14 protein-coding genes are annotated in these 14,544 nt (G+C 72.9%); 9 read left to right on the plus strand and 5 right to left on the minus strand.

Going from position 1 to position 14,544, the window contains the following annotated elements; translation table 11 throughout:
• Positions 1-125: 125 nt before the first annotated feature.
• The 7 genes from ACGF3J_RS31235 to ACGF3J_RS31265 all read left to right on the plus strand — a co-directional run bounded on the left by ACGF3J_RS31235 (position 126) and on the right by ACGF3J_RS31265 (position 7,949).
• Positions 126-1,883, plus strand: coding sequence for a lysyl oxidase family protein (locus ACGF3J_RS31235; RefSeq protein ID WP_393855271.1), 1,758 nt, complete (start codon positions 126-128; stop codon positions 1,881-1,883).
• A 189-nt stretch (positions 1,884-2,072) separates the two neighbouring features.
• Complete coding sequence (locus ACGF3J_RS31240) at positions 2,073-2,495, plus strand: hypothetical protein (RefSeq protein WP_202557872.1); 423 nt, start codon at positions 2,073-2,075, stop codon at positions 2,493-2,495.
• The gene (locus tag ACGF3J_RS31245) at positions 2,492-4,276 is read left to right on the plus strand and encodes a caspase family protein (protein ID WP_393855272.1); all 1,785 of its coding nucleotides are present in this window, start codon (positions 2,492-2,494) and stop codon (positions 4,274-4,276) included. Before ACGF3J_RS31240 ends, ACGF3J_RS31245 begins: the two co-directional genes overlap by 4 nt.
• A 10-nt stretch (positions 4,277-4,286) precedes the next feature.
• The gene (locus ACGF3J_RS31250; RefSeq protein WP_161327934.1) at positions 4,287-4,853 is read left to right on the plus strand and encodes a hypothetical protein; all 567 of its coding nucleotides are present in this window, start codon (positions 4,287-4,289) and stop codon (positions 4,851-4,853) included.
• 49 nt (positions 4,854-4,902) lie between these two features.
• Entirely contained in the window at positions 4,903-5,604 is a 702-nt protein-coding gene (locus ACGF3J_RS31255) for a HEAT repeat domain-containing protein (RefSeq protein ID WP_393855273.1), read from the plus strand.
• A gap of 6 nt (positions 5,605-5,610) precedes the next feature.
• On the plus strand, positions 5,611-6,609 hold the full coding sequence (locus ACGF3J_RS31260; protein ID WP_393855274.1) for a MerR family transcriptional regulator: 999 nt from the start codon (positions 5,611-5,613) through the stop codon (positions 6,607-6,609).
• Between the two features lie 65 nt (positions 6,610-6,674).
• Entirely contained in the window at positions 6,675-7,949 is a 1,275-nt protein-coding gene (locus ACGF3J_RS31265) for a PP2C family protein-serine/threonine phosphatase (protein ID WP_393855275.1), read from the plus strand.
• A 78-nt stretch (positions 7,950-8,027) separates the two neighbouring features.
• Here the strand turns inward: ACGF3J_RS31265 and ACGF3J_RS31270 are convergent, their stop codons facing one another.
• Genes ACGF3J_RS31270 through ACGF3J_RS31290 form a run of 5 tightly spaced genes read right to left on the minus strand, consistent with a single transcriptional unit; the run spans position 8,028 to position 12,433 of the window.
• Positions 8,028-8,603, minus strand: coding sequence for a hypothetical protein (locus ACGF3J_RS31270; protein WP_393855276.1), 576 nt, complete (start codon positions 8,601-8,603; stop codon positions 8,028-8,030).
• The gene (locus ACGF3J_RS31275) at positions 8,600-9,940 is read right to left on the minus strand and encodes a DUF58 domain-containing protein (protein ID WP_393855277.1); all 1,341 of its coding nucleotides are present in this window, start codon (positions 9,938-9,940) and stop codon (positions 8,600-8,602) included. The genes ACGF3J_RS31270 and ACGF3J_RS31275 overlap by 4 nt, the downstream gene beginning before the upstream one ends.
• Positions 9,937-10,935, minus strand: a complete 999-nt coding sequence (locus tag ACGF3J_RS31280) for an AAA family ATPase (protein WP_393855278.1) — start codon at positions 10,933-10,935, stop codon at positions 9,937-9,939. Before ACGF3J_RS31280 ends, ACGF3J_RS31275 begins: the two co-directional genes overlap by 4 nt.
• On the minus strand, positions 10,932-11,507 hold the full coding sequence (locus tag ACGF3J_RS31285; protein ID WP_393855279.1) for a hypothetical protein: 576 nt from the start codon (positions 11,505-11,507) through the stop codon (positions 10,932-10,934). The genes ACGF3J_RS31280 and ACGF3J_RS31285 overlap by 4 nt, the downstream gene beginning before the upstream one ends.
• Positions 11,504-12,433 carry a DUF4129 domain-containing protein gene (locus tag ACGF3J_RS31290; RefSeq protein WP_393855280.1) on the minus strand — a complete coding sequence of 310 codons (930 nt, stop codon included), beginning with the start codon at positions 12,431-12,433 and terminating at the stop codon, positions 11,504-11,506. Before ACGF3J_RS31290 ends, ACGF3J_RS31285 begins: the two co-directional genes overlap by 4 nt.
• Before the next feature lie 400 nt (positions 12,434-12,833).
• On the opposite strand from ACGF3J_RS31290, the gene ACGF3J_RS31295 reads away from it, so the two are divergent.
• Positions 12,834-13,514 (plus strand): DUF4232 domain-containing protein, encoded by a 681-nt coding sequence (locus ACGF3J_RS31295; protein ID WP_393855281.1) that lies wholly within the window; start codon positions 12,834-12,836, stop codon positions 13,512-13,514.
• A gap of 144 nt (positions 13,515-13,658) precedes the next feature.
• Entirely contained in the window at positions 13,659-14,492 is an 834-nt protein-coding gene (locus ACGF3J_RS31300; protein WP_393855282.1) for a phosphotransferase, read from the plus strand.
• Positions 14,493-14,544 lie beyond the last annotated feature (52 nt).

The following is a 14,544-nucleotide window of genomic DNA, read 5'->3' on the forward strand; positions in this document are numbered from 1 at the left end:
TTGGAACGCAGCGATCCGGCCAACCTGCCACCGCTTTCCCCGACCCGGACAACCGGGCATCGGGTCCTCCCCTCTCACAGCGCGGGCACAGCGAGTGCCCCCAACACCCGGAGGACGAGGGATCGATGACCAGAACGCGCACCACCCGGCTGCGGCGTCCGCTGCTCGCCGGCACCACGGCCGTCGCCGCCATGGCCGTGACGGCGGGCCTCGTGGCCGCCACGTCCGAACCCGCGAAGGCCGCGACAGGGCCCAAGCTGAGCCTCATCGCCGCGACCGACTCGATCACGCTCACCTCCTGGAAGGAGGAGCCGGGCGTCTACCTCGACCTCGGCACCTACCTCACCGCCGAGGGAACCCCGTTCGAGCTGAAGGTGACCCGGAAGTCCTACAAGGACCCGGTGGCCGTCACCCAGACCGTGTACGAGGGCGGCAAGGCCAAGTCCAAGGCCCTGCCCAAGGGCACGGTGAAGGACTTCGCCGGGCTCCCCGGCTTCGCGGAGATCACGGTCACCGACAAGGCCGGCAAGAAGGTCCTCGGCAGGACCGAGGACTTCTGCCCGAACAACGCCAGCGGCCGGGTGCGGCCCGACGCGCCCGCCACCTCCAAGTATCCGGAGAGCTGCCCCACCAACCCGTTCACCCTCGGATCGGTATGGGGCGTCGAGAAGGGCTGGGCGGCCAACACCTACGCGGGCTCCTACAGCGACTCGGTCAAGCTGGCGGCCGGCACCTACACCGCCAAGGTCGCCGTCGCCAAGAAGTACCGCGACCTGTTCGGCATCGCCGACAAGCCGGCCACGGTGAAGGTGACCGTGCAGGAGCGGAGTTACGAGGACGAGGAGGGCGCCGCCGAGCCCGCCTCCCGGGCCGCGTCGGCCGGCAAGCACGCCGGACACGGTGCCGCCCACCAGGCGCCTGCCGCGCACGCCGGCCACGGGCCGGGTCACGCCCCGACGCCCGCCCAGGCCGGCGCGCCGGTCACCAGCGGCGCGACCCCCTCGTACAACGTGGGCCACGGGCCGCTGAAGGCCGCTCCGCCGGCCCTGCCGTGGGCGCTGAAGAAGAAGGAGCAGGCCGCGCGCTCGATGCGGGTCGGCGACACGGGTGGCCAGACCGACGGCTCGCGCAAGGCGCCCGCCCTCCAGCCGCTGGCGAAGCGGCCCGCGGGCAAGCCCACCGTGCCGGACGTCCCCAAGCCCGACCTGCGCTCGCTGCCGGCCTACGGCATCGTCATCAGCGACGGCGAGAAGGACATCCCCGGCAAGGACTACCTGGCGTTCAGCGCCAACGTGTGGAACGCCGGCCCGGCACAGCTGGTGGTGGACGGCTTCCGCTCACCCGGCAAGGCCAAGATGGACGCCTACCAGTACTTCTACGACGCCAAGGGCAAGCAGGTCGGCTACACCCCGACCGGCACCATGGAGTGGGACCCGCGCCCGGGCCACGTGCACTGGCACTTCACCGACTTCGCCAGCTACCGGCTGCTGAAGGCGGACAAGAAGGAGACCGTGCGCAGCGGCAAGGAGGCCTTCTGCCTCGCCAACACCGACGCGATCGACTACACGGTGAAGAACGCCAACTGGCACCCGTTCAACACCGACCTGTCGACCGCCTGCGGTGAGGAGAACTCGATCTCCGTCCGCGAGGTGCTGGACGTCGGCTCCGGCGACACGTACTCGCAGGACCTGCCGGGCCAGTCCTTCGACATCACCGGCCTGCCCAACGGCACGTACTACATCCAGGTGCTGGCCAACCCGGAGAAGCGGCTCAAGGAGACCAGCGTCGACAACAACAGCGCCCTGCGGAAGATCGTGCTGGGCGGCAAGCCGGACAAGCGGACGGTGACCGTGCCGCCGCACGACCTGGTGAACGCGAACTGACGCACCCCGCAAGAGCGACTGACCGGCAGCAAGAACGCCGACGGCCACCCATCCACGGTGGCCGTCGGCCCTGTGCCGAAGAGCCCGAGCGGACCTCCGTAACACCTTCCGGTGGAATGTCCCGTACACCTCGTCGCGGCGACGCGCGCCTCCTACGCTGGATGCCCGCCCAACCGCGAAGGGACGGTCATGCGCGTTGAGTTGAGGCCCGCGCCGGACGACGATGTACAGACCGCGCTCGACCTGTACGCGTGGTTGCGCAAGGACCCCGACATCCGCCGCCACGCCGAGCTGACCCTCGGGTCGTCGGATCCCACCGGCGAGGCCATGGGCGCCACCGAGATCGTCGGCCTCGTTCTCGGGCAGACCTTCGCGGCGCTCAACCTCGCCCTCGCCTACGCGAGCTGGCGCGCGGCGCGGCGCACCGCCCCGCCCATCACCATCACCGTCGGCTCCAGGTCGCTCACGGTGGCGGGCGCGTCGGAGGAGACCCTGCTGCGGATCGTGGAGCTGCTGGGCCAACCGGGTGCTGAGGACGGAGCGGCACCGCGCCCGGACACCCCGGACGAACCCCCGCGCCGTGACGGCGACGGCACTCCGGGGCCGGCGTGACGTCCCTGCCCGACCCCGCCGCCTCCCGCGCGGTGCTCATCGGCGTGGAGCAGTACACCGAACCGCTCCAGCCCCTGCCCACGGTCGCCAACAACCTCGCCGGACTCAAGGCCGTACTGACCGGCCCCGACTCGTGGCGCCTGCCACCGGAGCACTGCACCGTCCTGTCCAACCCCGAGTCGGCCACACAGGTCCTCGACGCCGTGCACGCCGCCGCCAGCGAGGCGACCGACGGCCTGTTCGTCTACTTCGCCGGCCACGGCCTGCTGTCCCCGGTCGGCGACCTCTACCTGGCCCTCTCGGACTCACCGCCGGGCCGGCTCTTCCACGCCGTGGCCTACGACCAGCTCCGCTACCAGGTCGCCGAGGAGTGCGCCGCGCTCAGCCGCGTCGTCGTCCTCGACTGCTGCTACAGCGGCCGCGCCCTGCACGGATACATGGGCGCCCCGCTCGAACTCGCCGACTGCGGCGACATCGACGGCACGTACGTCCTGACCGCGTCCGCCGAGACCAAGCGGGCCATGGCACCGAAGGGCGAGCACTACACGGCGTTCTCCGGCGCACTGCTGAGAGCCGTCACCGAAGGCGTGCCGCACGGCCCCGAAATGCTGGACATGGAGACCGTCTACCGGCACGTGCGCCGGGAACTGCAGGCCAGGAAGCGGCCGGTGCCGCAGCAGCGCGCCCGCAACGAGGGCCACCGCATCACCCTCGCCCGCAACCGATGGAGCCCGGCAGCCGGCCCCGAGGCACAGGAGTACGCGGCCGCCCTGCGCGAGGCCCTGCGCGACGGCGACAACGCCGCGGACCCGGACACCGCCCCCTACCTCCGGGGCGAACGCGTCGCCCCGCGCGCCTTCGTGAACGCCTTGGCGGACCGCCTCCCCGAGACCCGACTGACCCGCCTGCACGACCTGCGCCGCACCGCCCAGCGGGCCGCACCCGATGCCGCGACCCAGCTCCAGTACTGGCAGGAGGAGGTGGAACTCCTCACCCACCGCCTCACCAGGGCGGGCGACTACAGCCGGGACGTCGAGGGCGAACTGACGCGGGCGCAGGAGCGGGTGCGGCAGCTGGACGTGGAGGTGCGGGTACTGAACCGGCAGGTGCGCCTGCTGCTGGACGAGAAGGGGCGGGACACCGCCACCGCCGAGGCACTGGTGGCGGCGACCGCCACGCAGTCCGAGGCCGCGGAATCCGCGGTGCGCGTCAGTGCACCCCCGAAGACCCCCGCAGAGCGCGGCGCGCCGGGCACGACACCTGCCGCACGCCCATCCGCACCCGTGGCCCGCACCTCCTGGACGCTGGCCGTCATCGCCGTCCTGTACGTCGTGATCGCCTGGGCGTTCACGCTGGACACGGTGGCGCTGACATACGACTCCGGGCGGAAGCCCGCGTCGATGCCGAGCACCTCCGACCTGGCGAGCGGCGAGGGCCCCCACTACGTCTGGGACGTGGAGACCGACGTGACCAGCACCTTCCGCCCGGAGGAGAACGACGCCGTCGACAAGCTGACCGGCGACCTCGTGGTCTCCGTGCCACAGCCCTGCCGGGACCGGACGATCGAGTGGGAGATCACCATCGACGGACGGGAAGGCGACCGCGGCTCCCTCGCCGGCGACACGGAACACCAGGTGTCCCTCGACCTACCCCTGAACGGGTCCCCGGACCGCGTCACCATCAGTGCCTCCTGGGCGGGCGGCACCGAATCCTGCCCCAGCTTCGGACTGGTCTGGACGGACCCCCGCCTCGCAGTCGACCTCGACCTGGTCCCGTGGTGAGGAGGGCGGAATGACATTCACCGACCGCCCGCGCGCCTGGCTCGGCGGCACCACGGCGGGCCTGCTGCTCACCCTGGGCCTCCTCGCCGGACTCGCGGCGGCCTGCAGCATCTCCGGCCGCCAGCTGAGATACGACAGCGGAGACCGGCCCGTGCAGCAGACCGTCTCCCGCGGCGGCAAGTTCGCCGACCCGGTCTACGCCTACGTCTGGGACGTCCGGCACGGCGTCGACAGCACGTTCACCGTCCCCTCGGGCTTCGGTACCGGCGAGGCGTGGCTGCTGAGCAGCACTGTCCGCGTCTCCGTACCGGAAGGCTGCGCCGACCACACGGTCCACTGGCAGGTGACAGCCGACGGCGAACACCGCATCGGCCAGGGAACCACCCGATGGCTGCGGCAGTACGACGAGACCTTCAAGCCGCGACCGCACGGGCTGCGCCCCAGGACCGTCACCGTCGAGGCCTGGTGGGACGGCGGGGACGCGGCCTGCCCGTCCTTCTCCTTCATCTGGCAGGATCCGACCCTCTACTTCGAGCCGGACCCGGACTTCCTGGACGGTGACTACTACCCGACTTGACCTTGACACCGTGGCAAGGTCTTCACTGCCCGTCAGGGAGGTGGTCTCGATGACGACCACGAAACTTGACGACGCCGACGCCCTCCGGGTGCTGCGGACGCTGGAGGACCACCGTTCGTCGGTACGGCTGCGGGCCGCGTTGACGGCCGGCACGACGCCCGACCCGCGCTTCGTCGACAAGCTCGTCGAGCGCAGCGCGGTCGAGCCCGACTTCTTCGTACGCGACATGCTGACCTGGGCACTCACCAGGCACCCGGTCTCCGCGACACTGCCCGGACTGGTCCGGGAGGTCCGCTCGGAGCGCGCCCGGGCGAGAAGCCAGGCGTTGCACACGCTGTCCAAGATCGGGGACCGGCGGGCGTGGCCGGCCATCACGCCCGCGCTGCTGTCCGACGCCGACGACGAGGTGGCGCGGAGCGCCTGGCGGGCCGCGGTCGTACTGGTGCCGGAGGGCGACGAGCCGGAGCTGGCCGAGCTGCTGGTGAGGCAGCTGGGGCGCGGTGAGCGGGAGACGCAGCTGAGTCTCAGCCGGGCGCTGGTCGCACTCGGCGAGGCGGTCGTGCCCGCTCTGCGCGCGGTCGCCAGGGCCGCCGACCCGCCGGTGCGGGCGCACGCCCTCGCCACCGAGCGGCTGCTGCGGGACCCGGACACCGGCTTCGGCTACGCGATCGAGGAGGCCAAGCGCGTGGTGGCCCTCGGCGGAGCCCCCGCCCAGGGCGACGAGGAACGAGGCACGCGGGATGAGGGATGATGGGACGTGTTGATCGGTGAGGTGGCGCGACGGTCCGGGGTCAGTGCCCGCATGCTCCGGCACTACGAGTCGCTCGGTCTGGTGAGGCCCTCCGGCCGCACCGGCTCCGGATACCGGGAGTACTCCGGGCAGGACATCCGGCGGATCTTCCACATCGAGAGCCTGCGGTCACTGGGACTGTCGCTGCGTGAGATCGGGCGCGCGCTCGACGACCCCGGCTTCACGCCCTCGGAACTCGTCGGCGACCTCATCCACCGGACGCGCGAACGCGTCGCGGCCGAGACCGAGCTGCTCACGCGGCTGTCCCGGATCGACGCCGCGGATCCCGCCGGCTGGGAGGACGTTCTCCAGGTCGTCGCGCTCCTCCAGGCGCTGGGATCGAAGAGTCCCGGCGCCCGCCAACGCGCGGCCCTCTCCTCCGGCGAAGAGGTCCCGGTGCCGGTGGAGGCCCTGGTCGAGGCGGTTCTGAGCGAGCCGGACCCGATCGTCGCGGGCGCCCTGCGGTGGGCGCTGGCGCGGTCGGGCGACCGGGGCCCGGCCCTCCTGGCGGAAGCCCTCGGCTCATCGGCGGCCGCGGTGCGGGAACGCGCGGTGCGGAGCCTCGCCGAGCTGCCGGGCGACGAGGTCACCGGGCATCTGCGGCACGCTCTCGCCGGCCCCGACGCCGCGGTGCGCCGGTGTGCGGCGCTCGCTCTCGGGACACGAGGCGTGGCCGAGGCGGTGCCGGAACTGGTCGACATGATCGTGGAGGGGCGGAACGACACCGACGCCGCGGACGCGCTGAGCGTGCTGGCCGCCGACCCCGCGACGGCGGACCGGATCGCCGACAGGCTCGTCGGCCGTCTCGCCCGCGCCACCACCGGAGCACCGGCACGCGGACGGCTGACCCAGGCCCTGGCGGGCATCCCGGGAACGAGGGCGTCACACGCCCTCGAGGAACTGTCTCGGGACGAGGACCGCGCCGTCGCGCTGACCGCGGTGTACCTCCGCCGCTTGCGCGCCTGACCAACGCCCCTGCTCCGCGGCGGCGTGCGGGTCCTGGACCCCGTACGTACATTGGAGAGGTGGGTGTGACTGCTGAGCCACCATGGACGGGCCAGGTCGACTACGCGGCGCTGTTCGCCGCGACGCCCAGCCCGTACCTGGTCGTCGACCGGGACCTGGTGATCGTGAGCGTCAACGCCGCCTACTGCCGCGTGACGGGGCGGGCGGCGGCGGACCTGCTCGGCCGGTACCTCTTCGACGCCGTCCCCGAGAACCCCGCCGATCCCGAGTCCGACGGAGCGCGCAAGGTGTCCGCCTCCCTGCGGCGGGTGCTGGCCACGGGACAGGCGGAGAGCATGGCCGTGCAGCGCTACGACATCCCCAGCGCCGACCAACCCGGTGGCTTCGAGGAACGCTGGTGGTCACCGGTGAACACACCTGTGTTCGACCCCGGGGGCAAGGTCGCGTGGATCATCCACCGGGTCGAGGACGTGACCGCGTTCATCCGCGACCGCCGGCACTGGCTCCGCTCTCCCGTCGACTCCCCGGGTCCGCCGGAAGCCGGCATGGAGGCCGGCATCGAGGCCGAGCTGTACGCCCGGGCCAAGGCACTGGAGCGACTGAACGAGGAACTGCGGCAGGCACACGCCCGGGAGCGGCAGGTGGCGATCACCCTCCAGGAGGCCATGCTGCGCTCACCCGACCTCGCACGCCACCCCGACGTCGCGGTGCGCTACCTGCCTGCCATCGGTTCGCTGAACGTGTGCGGGGACTGGTACGACGCCGTGGACCTGACCGACGGGCGCTTCTTCGTCGCCGTGGGCGACGTGGTGGGCCACGGTCTGGAGGCGGCCACCGTCATGGGAATGCTGCGCAGCGCGCTGTCGGCGGCCAGTCGCACCGTCCCCGGCCCCGCCCAGGCGCTGGAGGTGCTGGGCCTGTACGCGCGTTCCGTGGAGGGCGCCCTGGCCGCGACCGCCGTCACCGCCCTCGTCGACACCCGCTCACAGCTGATCATCTACTCCAGTGCCGGGCACCCGCCGCCCGTCCTGATGCGCGGCGACGGCACCTGCCACCTCCTCGACCAGGCCACCGACCCGCCTCTCGGCGCGCGGCTCACCCACGTGCCGCGCCCCCAGGCCGGCATCGGCTACCAGCCCGGCGACATCCTGGTCCTCTACACGGACGGTCTGGTCGAACGCCGGGAGGAGGACATCGACATCAGCCTGCGGCGCCTGACCGACACCCTGCGCCAGTGCCTCGGGCTGGACCCCGAGCGCCTCGCCGACGCCCTCCTGGAGAGCCTGGGCGTCAGCCACGGCGCCCGCGACGACATCGCGCTGGTCGTGGTGGGACTTTGAGGCGGCGCCGTGTGGAACCTAGAGGCGGCGGCCGTTCAGTGCCTTCGTAGACGACGGAACCCGGTGACCGCGCTCCCCCTACCGCCCACCGCCACCCCACCGCCGGGCCCCCATCACCCCACCACCGGCCACCAGCCCCACGACGACCCCAGCCGCCACCACCCGTCCCGCATCGAACTCCGCCCCGGTCACCGGAACCACCGAGGCCGCCGCCACCACGCCGGCGCCCGCGCACGCCGCCACCGCCTCTCCCCACACGCGCGCGGTCCCGCGCCCCCACCTCCATGGCCGGCTCTCGCTCGTCACGAGGTAGGCGACCAGCAGCAGGACCACCCCGGCGCCCTCCCACCACGCCGGGTCGCCGAACGCGGCGACGACCACAACACCCGTCGCCAACACGGTCGTCCGGTGCCGCACCACGAGGTGGGACCAGCGGACCGACTCCAGTGTCGGCCGCCGGTCCAGCGCCGGTGCCGCCCACACCGCGAAGACGACCGCGCATCCGAACAGCACGGCGTCCCGCGCCCCACCCACGGTCGCCCACGGCCGCCAGGCCATCACGACGGCAGCCGACCCGATCACCCGCACGGGCAGGGTGCCGACCCAGTAACCCACCCACTCCCGCAGGCTCACCCGCGTCTCGAGCACCGTCATCGCCGCCTCCCGCCGACCCGCCCGGACAACAGCGGTGCCAGCGCCAGATCCAACGGCTCACCCACGACGTGCCGCAGCACCGGCACCCCGCTGTCCCGCAGGGCGAACCTCATGGCGTCCCGGTCCGCGTGCCACAGCCGCAGCCCCAACTCGCCCGACACGTCGCCGGGTTCGACCGGTGGGTCCCCGCTCGGGATCTCCACGACCACCGGGCGGCGTCCCCGACCCTGAAGATCCCGCAGCACCTTGAGTATCCGGGCGTCGCTCAACGGAGTGAACACGTAGACCAGCGCGCCCTCCGGGAGCGCGGGCGGCGGCACCCGCTCGAGTCCGGGCCCGTCGAAGCGCCGGTCCCTGCGGACGTCGAGGACGCTCTCGACGATGCGGTAGAACGCCGTGTCCCCGGTGCCCGGTGTCAGCCAGCGCGTGGTGCCCCCGGTCGAGACGACCCCCACCCGATCGTGGGTGCGCAGATACGCGCTGGCCAGCCCGGCGGCCGCCCGCACCGTCTCGTCCAGGGACGACACCCCCGTCACCGGGTCGACCACGTCCCCGAACGCGTCGAGCAGCATCACCGTGTCGGCGGCCCGCTCCGCCGCGAACCGGTGCAACTGCACCGAGCCGCGCCGGGTCGTCGACGGCCAGTGGATGCGCCGCTGCCGTTCCCCGGGCACCCACGCCCCCACCCCGACGACCTCGACGCCCTCTCCGGCCTGTACGGAGGCGTGTTCGCCGAGCCGCTGCGGCAACCGCGCCGGAATCGGCGTGAACCGGGCCTGCGTGGGGCGCGGGAACACCGACACCTCGGCCGCCTCGACCCGCACGGTACGGCGCACGGTACCCCCGGCGTCGTACACGTCGAGGTCCACGGGCCCGAGCGACCAGCGCCCCCAGAGCAGCGCCGTGTGGCGCAACGTCACCGTGGACTCGCCGACCACGACCTCGTCCAGCCGCAGGCCCGGACCGAGCGTGACTCCGGGATCGAGCCGGACGGCGCCACCGTCGTGGGCCACCGAGATCCGGAGGGTGACGGTGTCGCCCTCGAAGCAGCGCCTCGGTTCCACGGCGGCGGACGTCTCGACACGCCGGGCGTACGCGCGCGGCAGCGCGAGCGCCAGCAGCACCAGCGGCGCGGCCGCGAGCGCGAGCAACCACGCCCGGCCGGTGAGCAGGGCGGCGGACAGCGCGACGACGGCGACCGTCAGCAGGCGCAGCGCCCGCTCACCCGGGCGCGGCCCGCCGGGCGGCGGGGGCGGCGGCTGCGCGGGGGAGGTGCGCCCCTCCAGGGCACGGACCACCGCGGCGCCGGGCCGGGGTGCCGTCGCGGGCGCGGTCACGACGACACTGCGGCCGTACGCCGCGTGGACGGTGTGCCGACGCTGTCGACTATCTCCCGCAGCACGTCGTCCGTGGCCACCTCGCGCACCCACAACTCCGGCCGCAGCGACACTCGGTGGGCCAGTGCCGGCACCGCGAGGGCCTTGACGTCCTCCGGGACGACGTAGTCGCGGCCGTTCAGCACGGCGCGGGCGCGCGCGAGCTGGACCAGAGCGAGCCCGCCCCGCGGCGAGGCGCCGATGCTGATCTGGGGGTGCTCGCGGGTCGCGCCGACGAGCGCGACGGCGTACTCCAGCAGGTCGTCGTCGATCTCCACGCCCTCCACCACGCGCCGCCACGCCACGACGTCCGCCGGCCCCGCCAGAGGCTTGAGCACGGCCTCGGGCGCGGCCCGGTCGATCCGGGCCCGCAGCATCGCCAGCTCCTCCCGCGCGCTCAGATATCCCATCCGAACCCGCAGCTGGAACCGGTCGAGCTGTGCCTCGGGCAGCGAGTACGTGCCCTCGTACTCCACCGGGTTGGCGGTCGCGACCACCATGAACGGGTCGGCGAGCGGCCGCGTCTCGCCGTCCACGGTCACCTGCGACTCGGCCATCGCCTCCAGCAGCGCGGCCTGCGTCTTGGGCGGCGTCCGGTTGATCTCGTCGGCGAGCAGCAGGTGCGTGAAGACCGGCCCGGGACGGAACACCATCTCGCCGGTGCGCTGGTCGTACAACGGTGCCCCCGTGACGTCCGACGGCAGCAGGTCGGGCGTGAACTGGATGCGGGAGAAGTCCAGGCCGAGCGTGGTGGCGAAGGACCGCGCCAGGAGCGTCTTGCCGAGCCCCGGCAGATCCTCGACGAGTACGTGCCCGCCGGCCAATACGCCCAGCATCACCAGTTCGAGGGCGTCCGGCTTGCCGACGACGGCACGTTCGATCTCGCGCAGCACGGCACCGGCCTGCTCGCCGACCTGCTCGGGGGTACGGGACTGAGGCGTGGTGGGACTCGTCACGTCGCTTCTTCCTTGTGGGTGCCGGGGGTACGGGTGCGGGGTGAGCCGAGCTGTTCGAGCCGGTCGACGAGGCGGCCGAGCACGTCGACGGGGATGCCGCCGTCGGGCCCGGTGCGGGGCGTCTCGGAACCGAGCCAGGGCCACAGGTCGGGTCCGATCAGCTCGGCGGCGCGCCGGGGCTGGTGGTCGAGTGAGACGTGGTGGTGCTCGGCGAGTGCCGCGGCGTAGAGGCGGCGCAGCTCGGGCCGCAGCACCGCCCGGTAGTAGAGGGCGCCGTCGGGACCGGTGGCGGTGCGTACGTTCCGTCGCCATTCGCCCATGCCCGGCGTCCGGGTCCGCAGCAGCCGTACGTCATCCCGCCGTGCGGAGTCGAGGGCGCCGGCCCCGGCTACGTACCGGGTCACGATCAGCGTCGCGACTGCGAGCAGGGTGACGACGGCGCCGGCCGCCCGGGCGCCGTCGAGGAGCAGGACGAGCAGGATGCCGGAGACGGCGACCGCCGCGCCGAGCAGACCGAGCCCGCGCAGCGAGAAGGTGCCCTGCCTCGCGGGCCGTTGCGTGCGCCCGTTCACCGCCGCGCCTCCCGGTGTCGGAGCATCGACGCGATCTCCTCCAGGGCGCCGGCCGCGGTCTCCCGGTGCGAGGGCCCCATCGGATGCGAGGAGTAGCGGGCCTCGCGGAACAGCGTGGTGAGCCGTGGCGCGGCCGGGCCGGGTGCCAGGCCCGCGTCGGCGGCGCGGGTGAGCAGGTCGGCAGGGCTGTCGGAGGCATGCCGCCGTACGCCGGACGCGACGAGGGCGTCCTCCATCGCCGCGTAGCAGGCGATGACGGCCGTGCGGGCGTCACCCGTGTCGGCGAGGGCGCGGCGGCCCGATTGCACGGCGGACAGGAGCAGGCGCGCGTCCTCGTCCTCCGCCGGGGCGCCCGCGCGTTCGGGGAGCGCCGGCACGGTCAGACCCCGTCGGCGCAGCCGCCGCACGACGAGCACGGTGACGACCACGACGACCACCGCGGCCAGCAGGCCAAGCAGAACGTACAGCGGCAGGGAGTAGCCGTGCCCGGAGCCTCCCTCGGGATCGGCCCGGCCGGGAACCGGCGGCGGAGAGACCGGCGGCGGCATGTCCACCGGCGGGACGGGTGATGTGCTGCGGCGGTTGAACCGATGCATGACCAGGGCCAGTACGCCGATGACGCCCGGCCCGGCCAGAAGCAGCGGCACGGCCGCCCGCCGCAGCCGTTCCTCGCCCGGTGACGGCGGGTCGCGGTCGGCAGCGATCCTGGGGCGCAGCCGCTCGACGACGAGCATGACCCCCAGCGCCCAGGCGACGGACGACCCGATCGCGACGATGCCCCGGTGGCCGAGCGGCCCTTGATGGGAGTGCAGCAGGCCCTCCGCGGGACGCAGTACGAGTGCCGCCACCGCCAACGCCCCGACCACCCCGGCGGCGACCACCGCCCCGGGTACCGCCCGGCGTCTTCCACGCTCCGCATGTTCCATGCCGCCCCCCGGCTGAACCCTTCCCCCAAGGTCCGTTCACCGCATCCTGACACATGAAGAGCGCCGCCCGACGGGCCACCCGCCCACGGCACGGCTCGCCGTCCGACGGGTGTGGTCAAGATCCACCGGGTTACAGGACTGTCCCAGGGGGCGGCCGGTCGCGAACAGGTGGGGAACGGCGGCTGCACGTGTCTGTCGGGCCGATCGAGGGCGTGCCCTGGCGGGTGTGCGCCGGCGGTGGTGCCACGTGTGCCTTGCGATGCGTGTAACAGGAATGTCTTCAGCGGTGGTTGTGCGGAACGGACTGCCGGGCGGGACGGCTCTTGGTTTGCACAAGCGCCGGTACAGCAGCCACTGGTACCGACGGTCGGCACGCTCAACCGATACTGAGGAAGAAACGATGCGCGTTCACAAGCTCACCTTCGCAGCTCTCGCCGTTGCCGCGAGCCTCTCGCTCACGGCCTGCCAGAACGACGACGACGCCACGGGGCAGAGCGACCCGTCGGCAGCGTCCAGCGAGGCCTCGGGCGGCGGTTCGGGCTCGGGCGATGCGCAGCAGGGCGCGGAGGGCGAGTCCGGCGGGCAGGGGACGGCAGCGGGGTCCGACTCCGGCTCCGAAGGCGCCTCCGGCTCCGGCTCCGGCTCCGGGGAGAACGACAAGACCGGCAAGTGCCGTACCGACGAGCTGAAGTTCAAGGCGATGGACGCCACCATCGACGGCGACACCGAGGGCACCGTCGCGGTGGAGCTGACCAACGGCGGCGGCCGGGAGTGCGCGATCTCCGGATACGCCGGCGTCGACCTGAAGACCAACTCGGGCACGCTGTCCGCGAAGCGCAGCGGCGAGCCGGTCGTCCCGGGCACCCTCAAGGACGGGGAGACCGTGGCCTTCGGCATCCACTACCCGATCAACGACTCGGGCGGCTCCGGCGTCCGCATCACCGGGCTCGTCGTCACCCCGCCCGACGAGACGAAGTCCGTCACCCTCGACTGGCCGGGCGCCGCCACGCTGCCCGTCACGGACGGCAGCGGCTCCCCGGTGAAGGTCGGCCCGATCGGCAGCGCCGGCCAGGGCGGCTGATCGCGGCCCGGCCAACGCCACCGGGTGCAGCCCTCGCCCCGCTCGCTGGCGATCCCACTCTGAACCTGAAGTACCGTCAGACAGCGCCGCGAAGCCGCGGGGTGCCGCAGCAGGCGGCTTCGGTGGAGAGGAGCAGGGCAACACATGGAGGAGCCGGAGTTCCGTCGGGCGGTGACCGCGGCCACGTCCATCGCCTCGTCACTCGGCCTGGCCACCGAAGACGTGACCGTTCTCCACGACTCGAGCAAGCTCACCCTGCGTCTGCTGCCCTGCGACGTCCTGGCCAGGGTGGCACCCGCGGCGCAGCAGGTCGCGGAGTTCGAGGTCGAACTGGCACAGCGGCTCGCCGGATCCGGCTGCCCGGTGGCCGCCCTGGAACCTCGGGTGGAGCCACGCGTCCATGAGCGTGACGGCTTCGAGGTCACGTTCTGGACCTACTACGAGCCCATGGCGCCACCCGAGGTGTCACCGGTCGACTACGCCGACGCGCTGAAGCGTCTGCACGCCGGCATGAGCGGGCTCGACGTCGCGACGCCGCACTTCACGGACCGGGTCGAGCAGGCGCAACAACTCGTCGCCAACCGCGACCGCACCCCGGATCTCGCCGAAGCGGACCGGCAACTGCTGCGCAACACGCTGCAGAGCCTGAGGCGAGCGATTTGCCGGCGCGGTGAGGCCGACCAACTGCTGCACGGCGAGCCGCACCCCGGCAACGTCCTCACGACGCGGCACGGACTCCTGTTCATCGACCTGGAGACGTGCTGCCGCGGCCCCGTCGAATTCGACCTCGCCCATGCCCCCGAGGAGGTCGGCGCGCACTACCCGGACGTCAACCAGGACCTGCTGCGCGAGTGCGGCCTCCTCGTCCTGGCGATGATCACAACGTGGCGCTGGGACCGGGACGACCAGTTCCCCGACGGGCGACGGATGGGAACGGAGTGGCTCGGCCGGATCCGAGCAGAACTCGACGGCGCTTGACGATTGCCCGTCAGGTCACGTCACGGCCGCACTCGGGGGACAGCCCTTGATC

Source organism: Streptomyces sp. NPDC048171 (genome assembly GCF_043202655.1).
Classification (GTDB): Bacteria; Actinomycetota; Actinomycetes; order Streptomycetales; family Streptomycetaceae; genus Streptomyces.

Excerpts from the sequence above, each read along its gene's own strand:
- ACGF3J_RS31270 (WP_393855276.1), bottom strand. The coding sequence starts at position 8,603 with ATGACGGTGCTCGAGACGCGGGTGAGCCTGCGGGAGTGGGTGGGTTAC.
- ACGF3J_RS31250 (WP_161327934.1), top strand. The coding sequence starts at position 4,287 with ATGACATTCACCGACCGCCCGCGCGCCTGGCTCGGCGGCACCACGGCG.
- ACGF3J_RS31235 (WP_393855271.1), top strand. The coding sequence starts at position 126 with ATGACCAGAACGCGCACCACCCGGCTGCGGCGTCCGCTGCTCGCCGGC.
- ACGF3J_RS31295 (WP_393855281.1), top strand. The coding sequence starts at position 12,834 with ATGCGCGTTCACAAGCTCACCTTCGCAGCTCTCGCCGTTGCCGCGAGC.
- ACGF3J_RS31300 (WP_393855282.1), top strand. The coding sequence starts at position 13,659 with ATGGAGGAGCCGGAGTTCCGTCGGGCGGTGACCGCGGCCACGTCCATC.
- ACGF3J_RS31255 (WP_393855273.1), top strand. The coding sequence starts at position 4,903 with ATGACGACCACGAAACTTGACGACGCCGACGCCCTCCGGGTGCTGCGG.
- ACGF3J_RS31240 (WP_202557872.1), top strand. The coding sequence starts at position 2,073 with ATGCGCGTTGAGTTGAGGCCCGCGCCGGACGACGATGTACAGACCGCG.
- ACGF3J_RS31290 (WP_393855280.1), bottom strand. The coding sequence starts at position 12,433 with ATGGAACATGCGGAGCGTGGAAGACGCCGGGCGGTACCCGGGGCGGTG.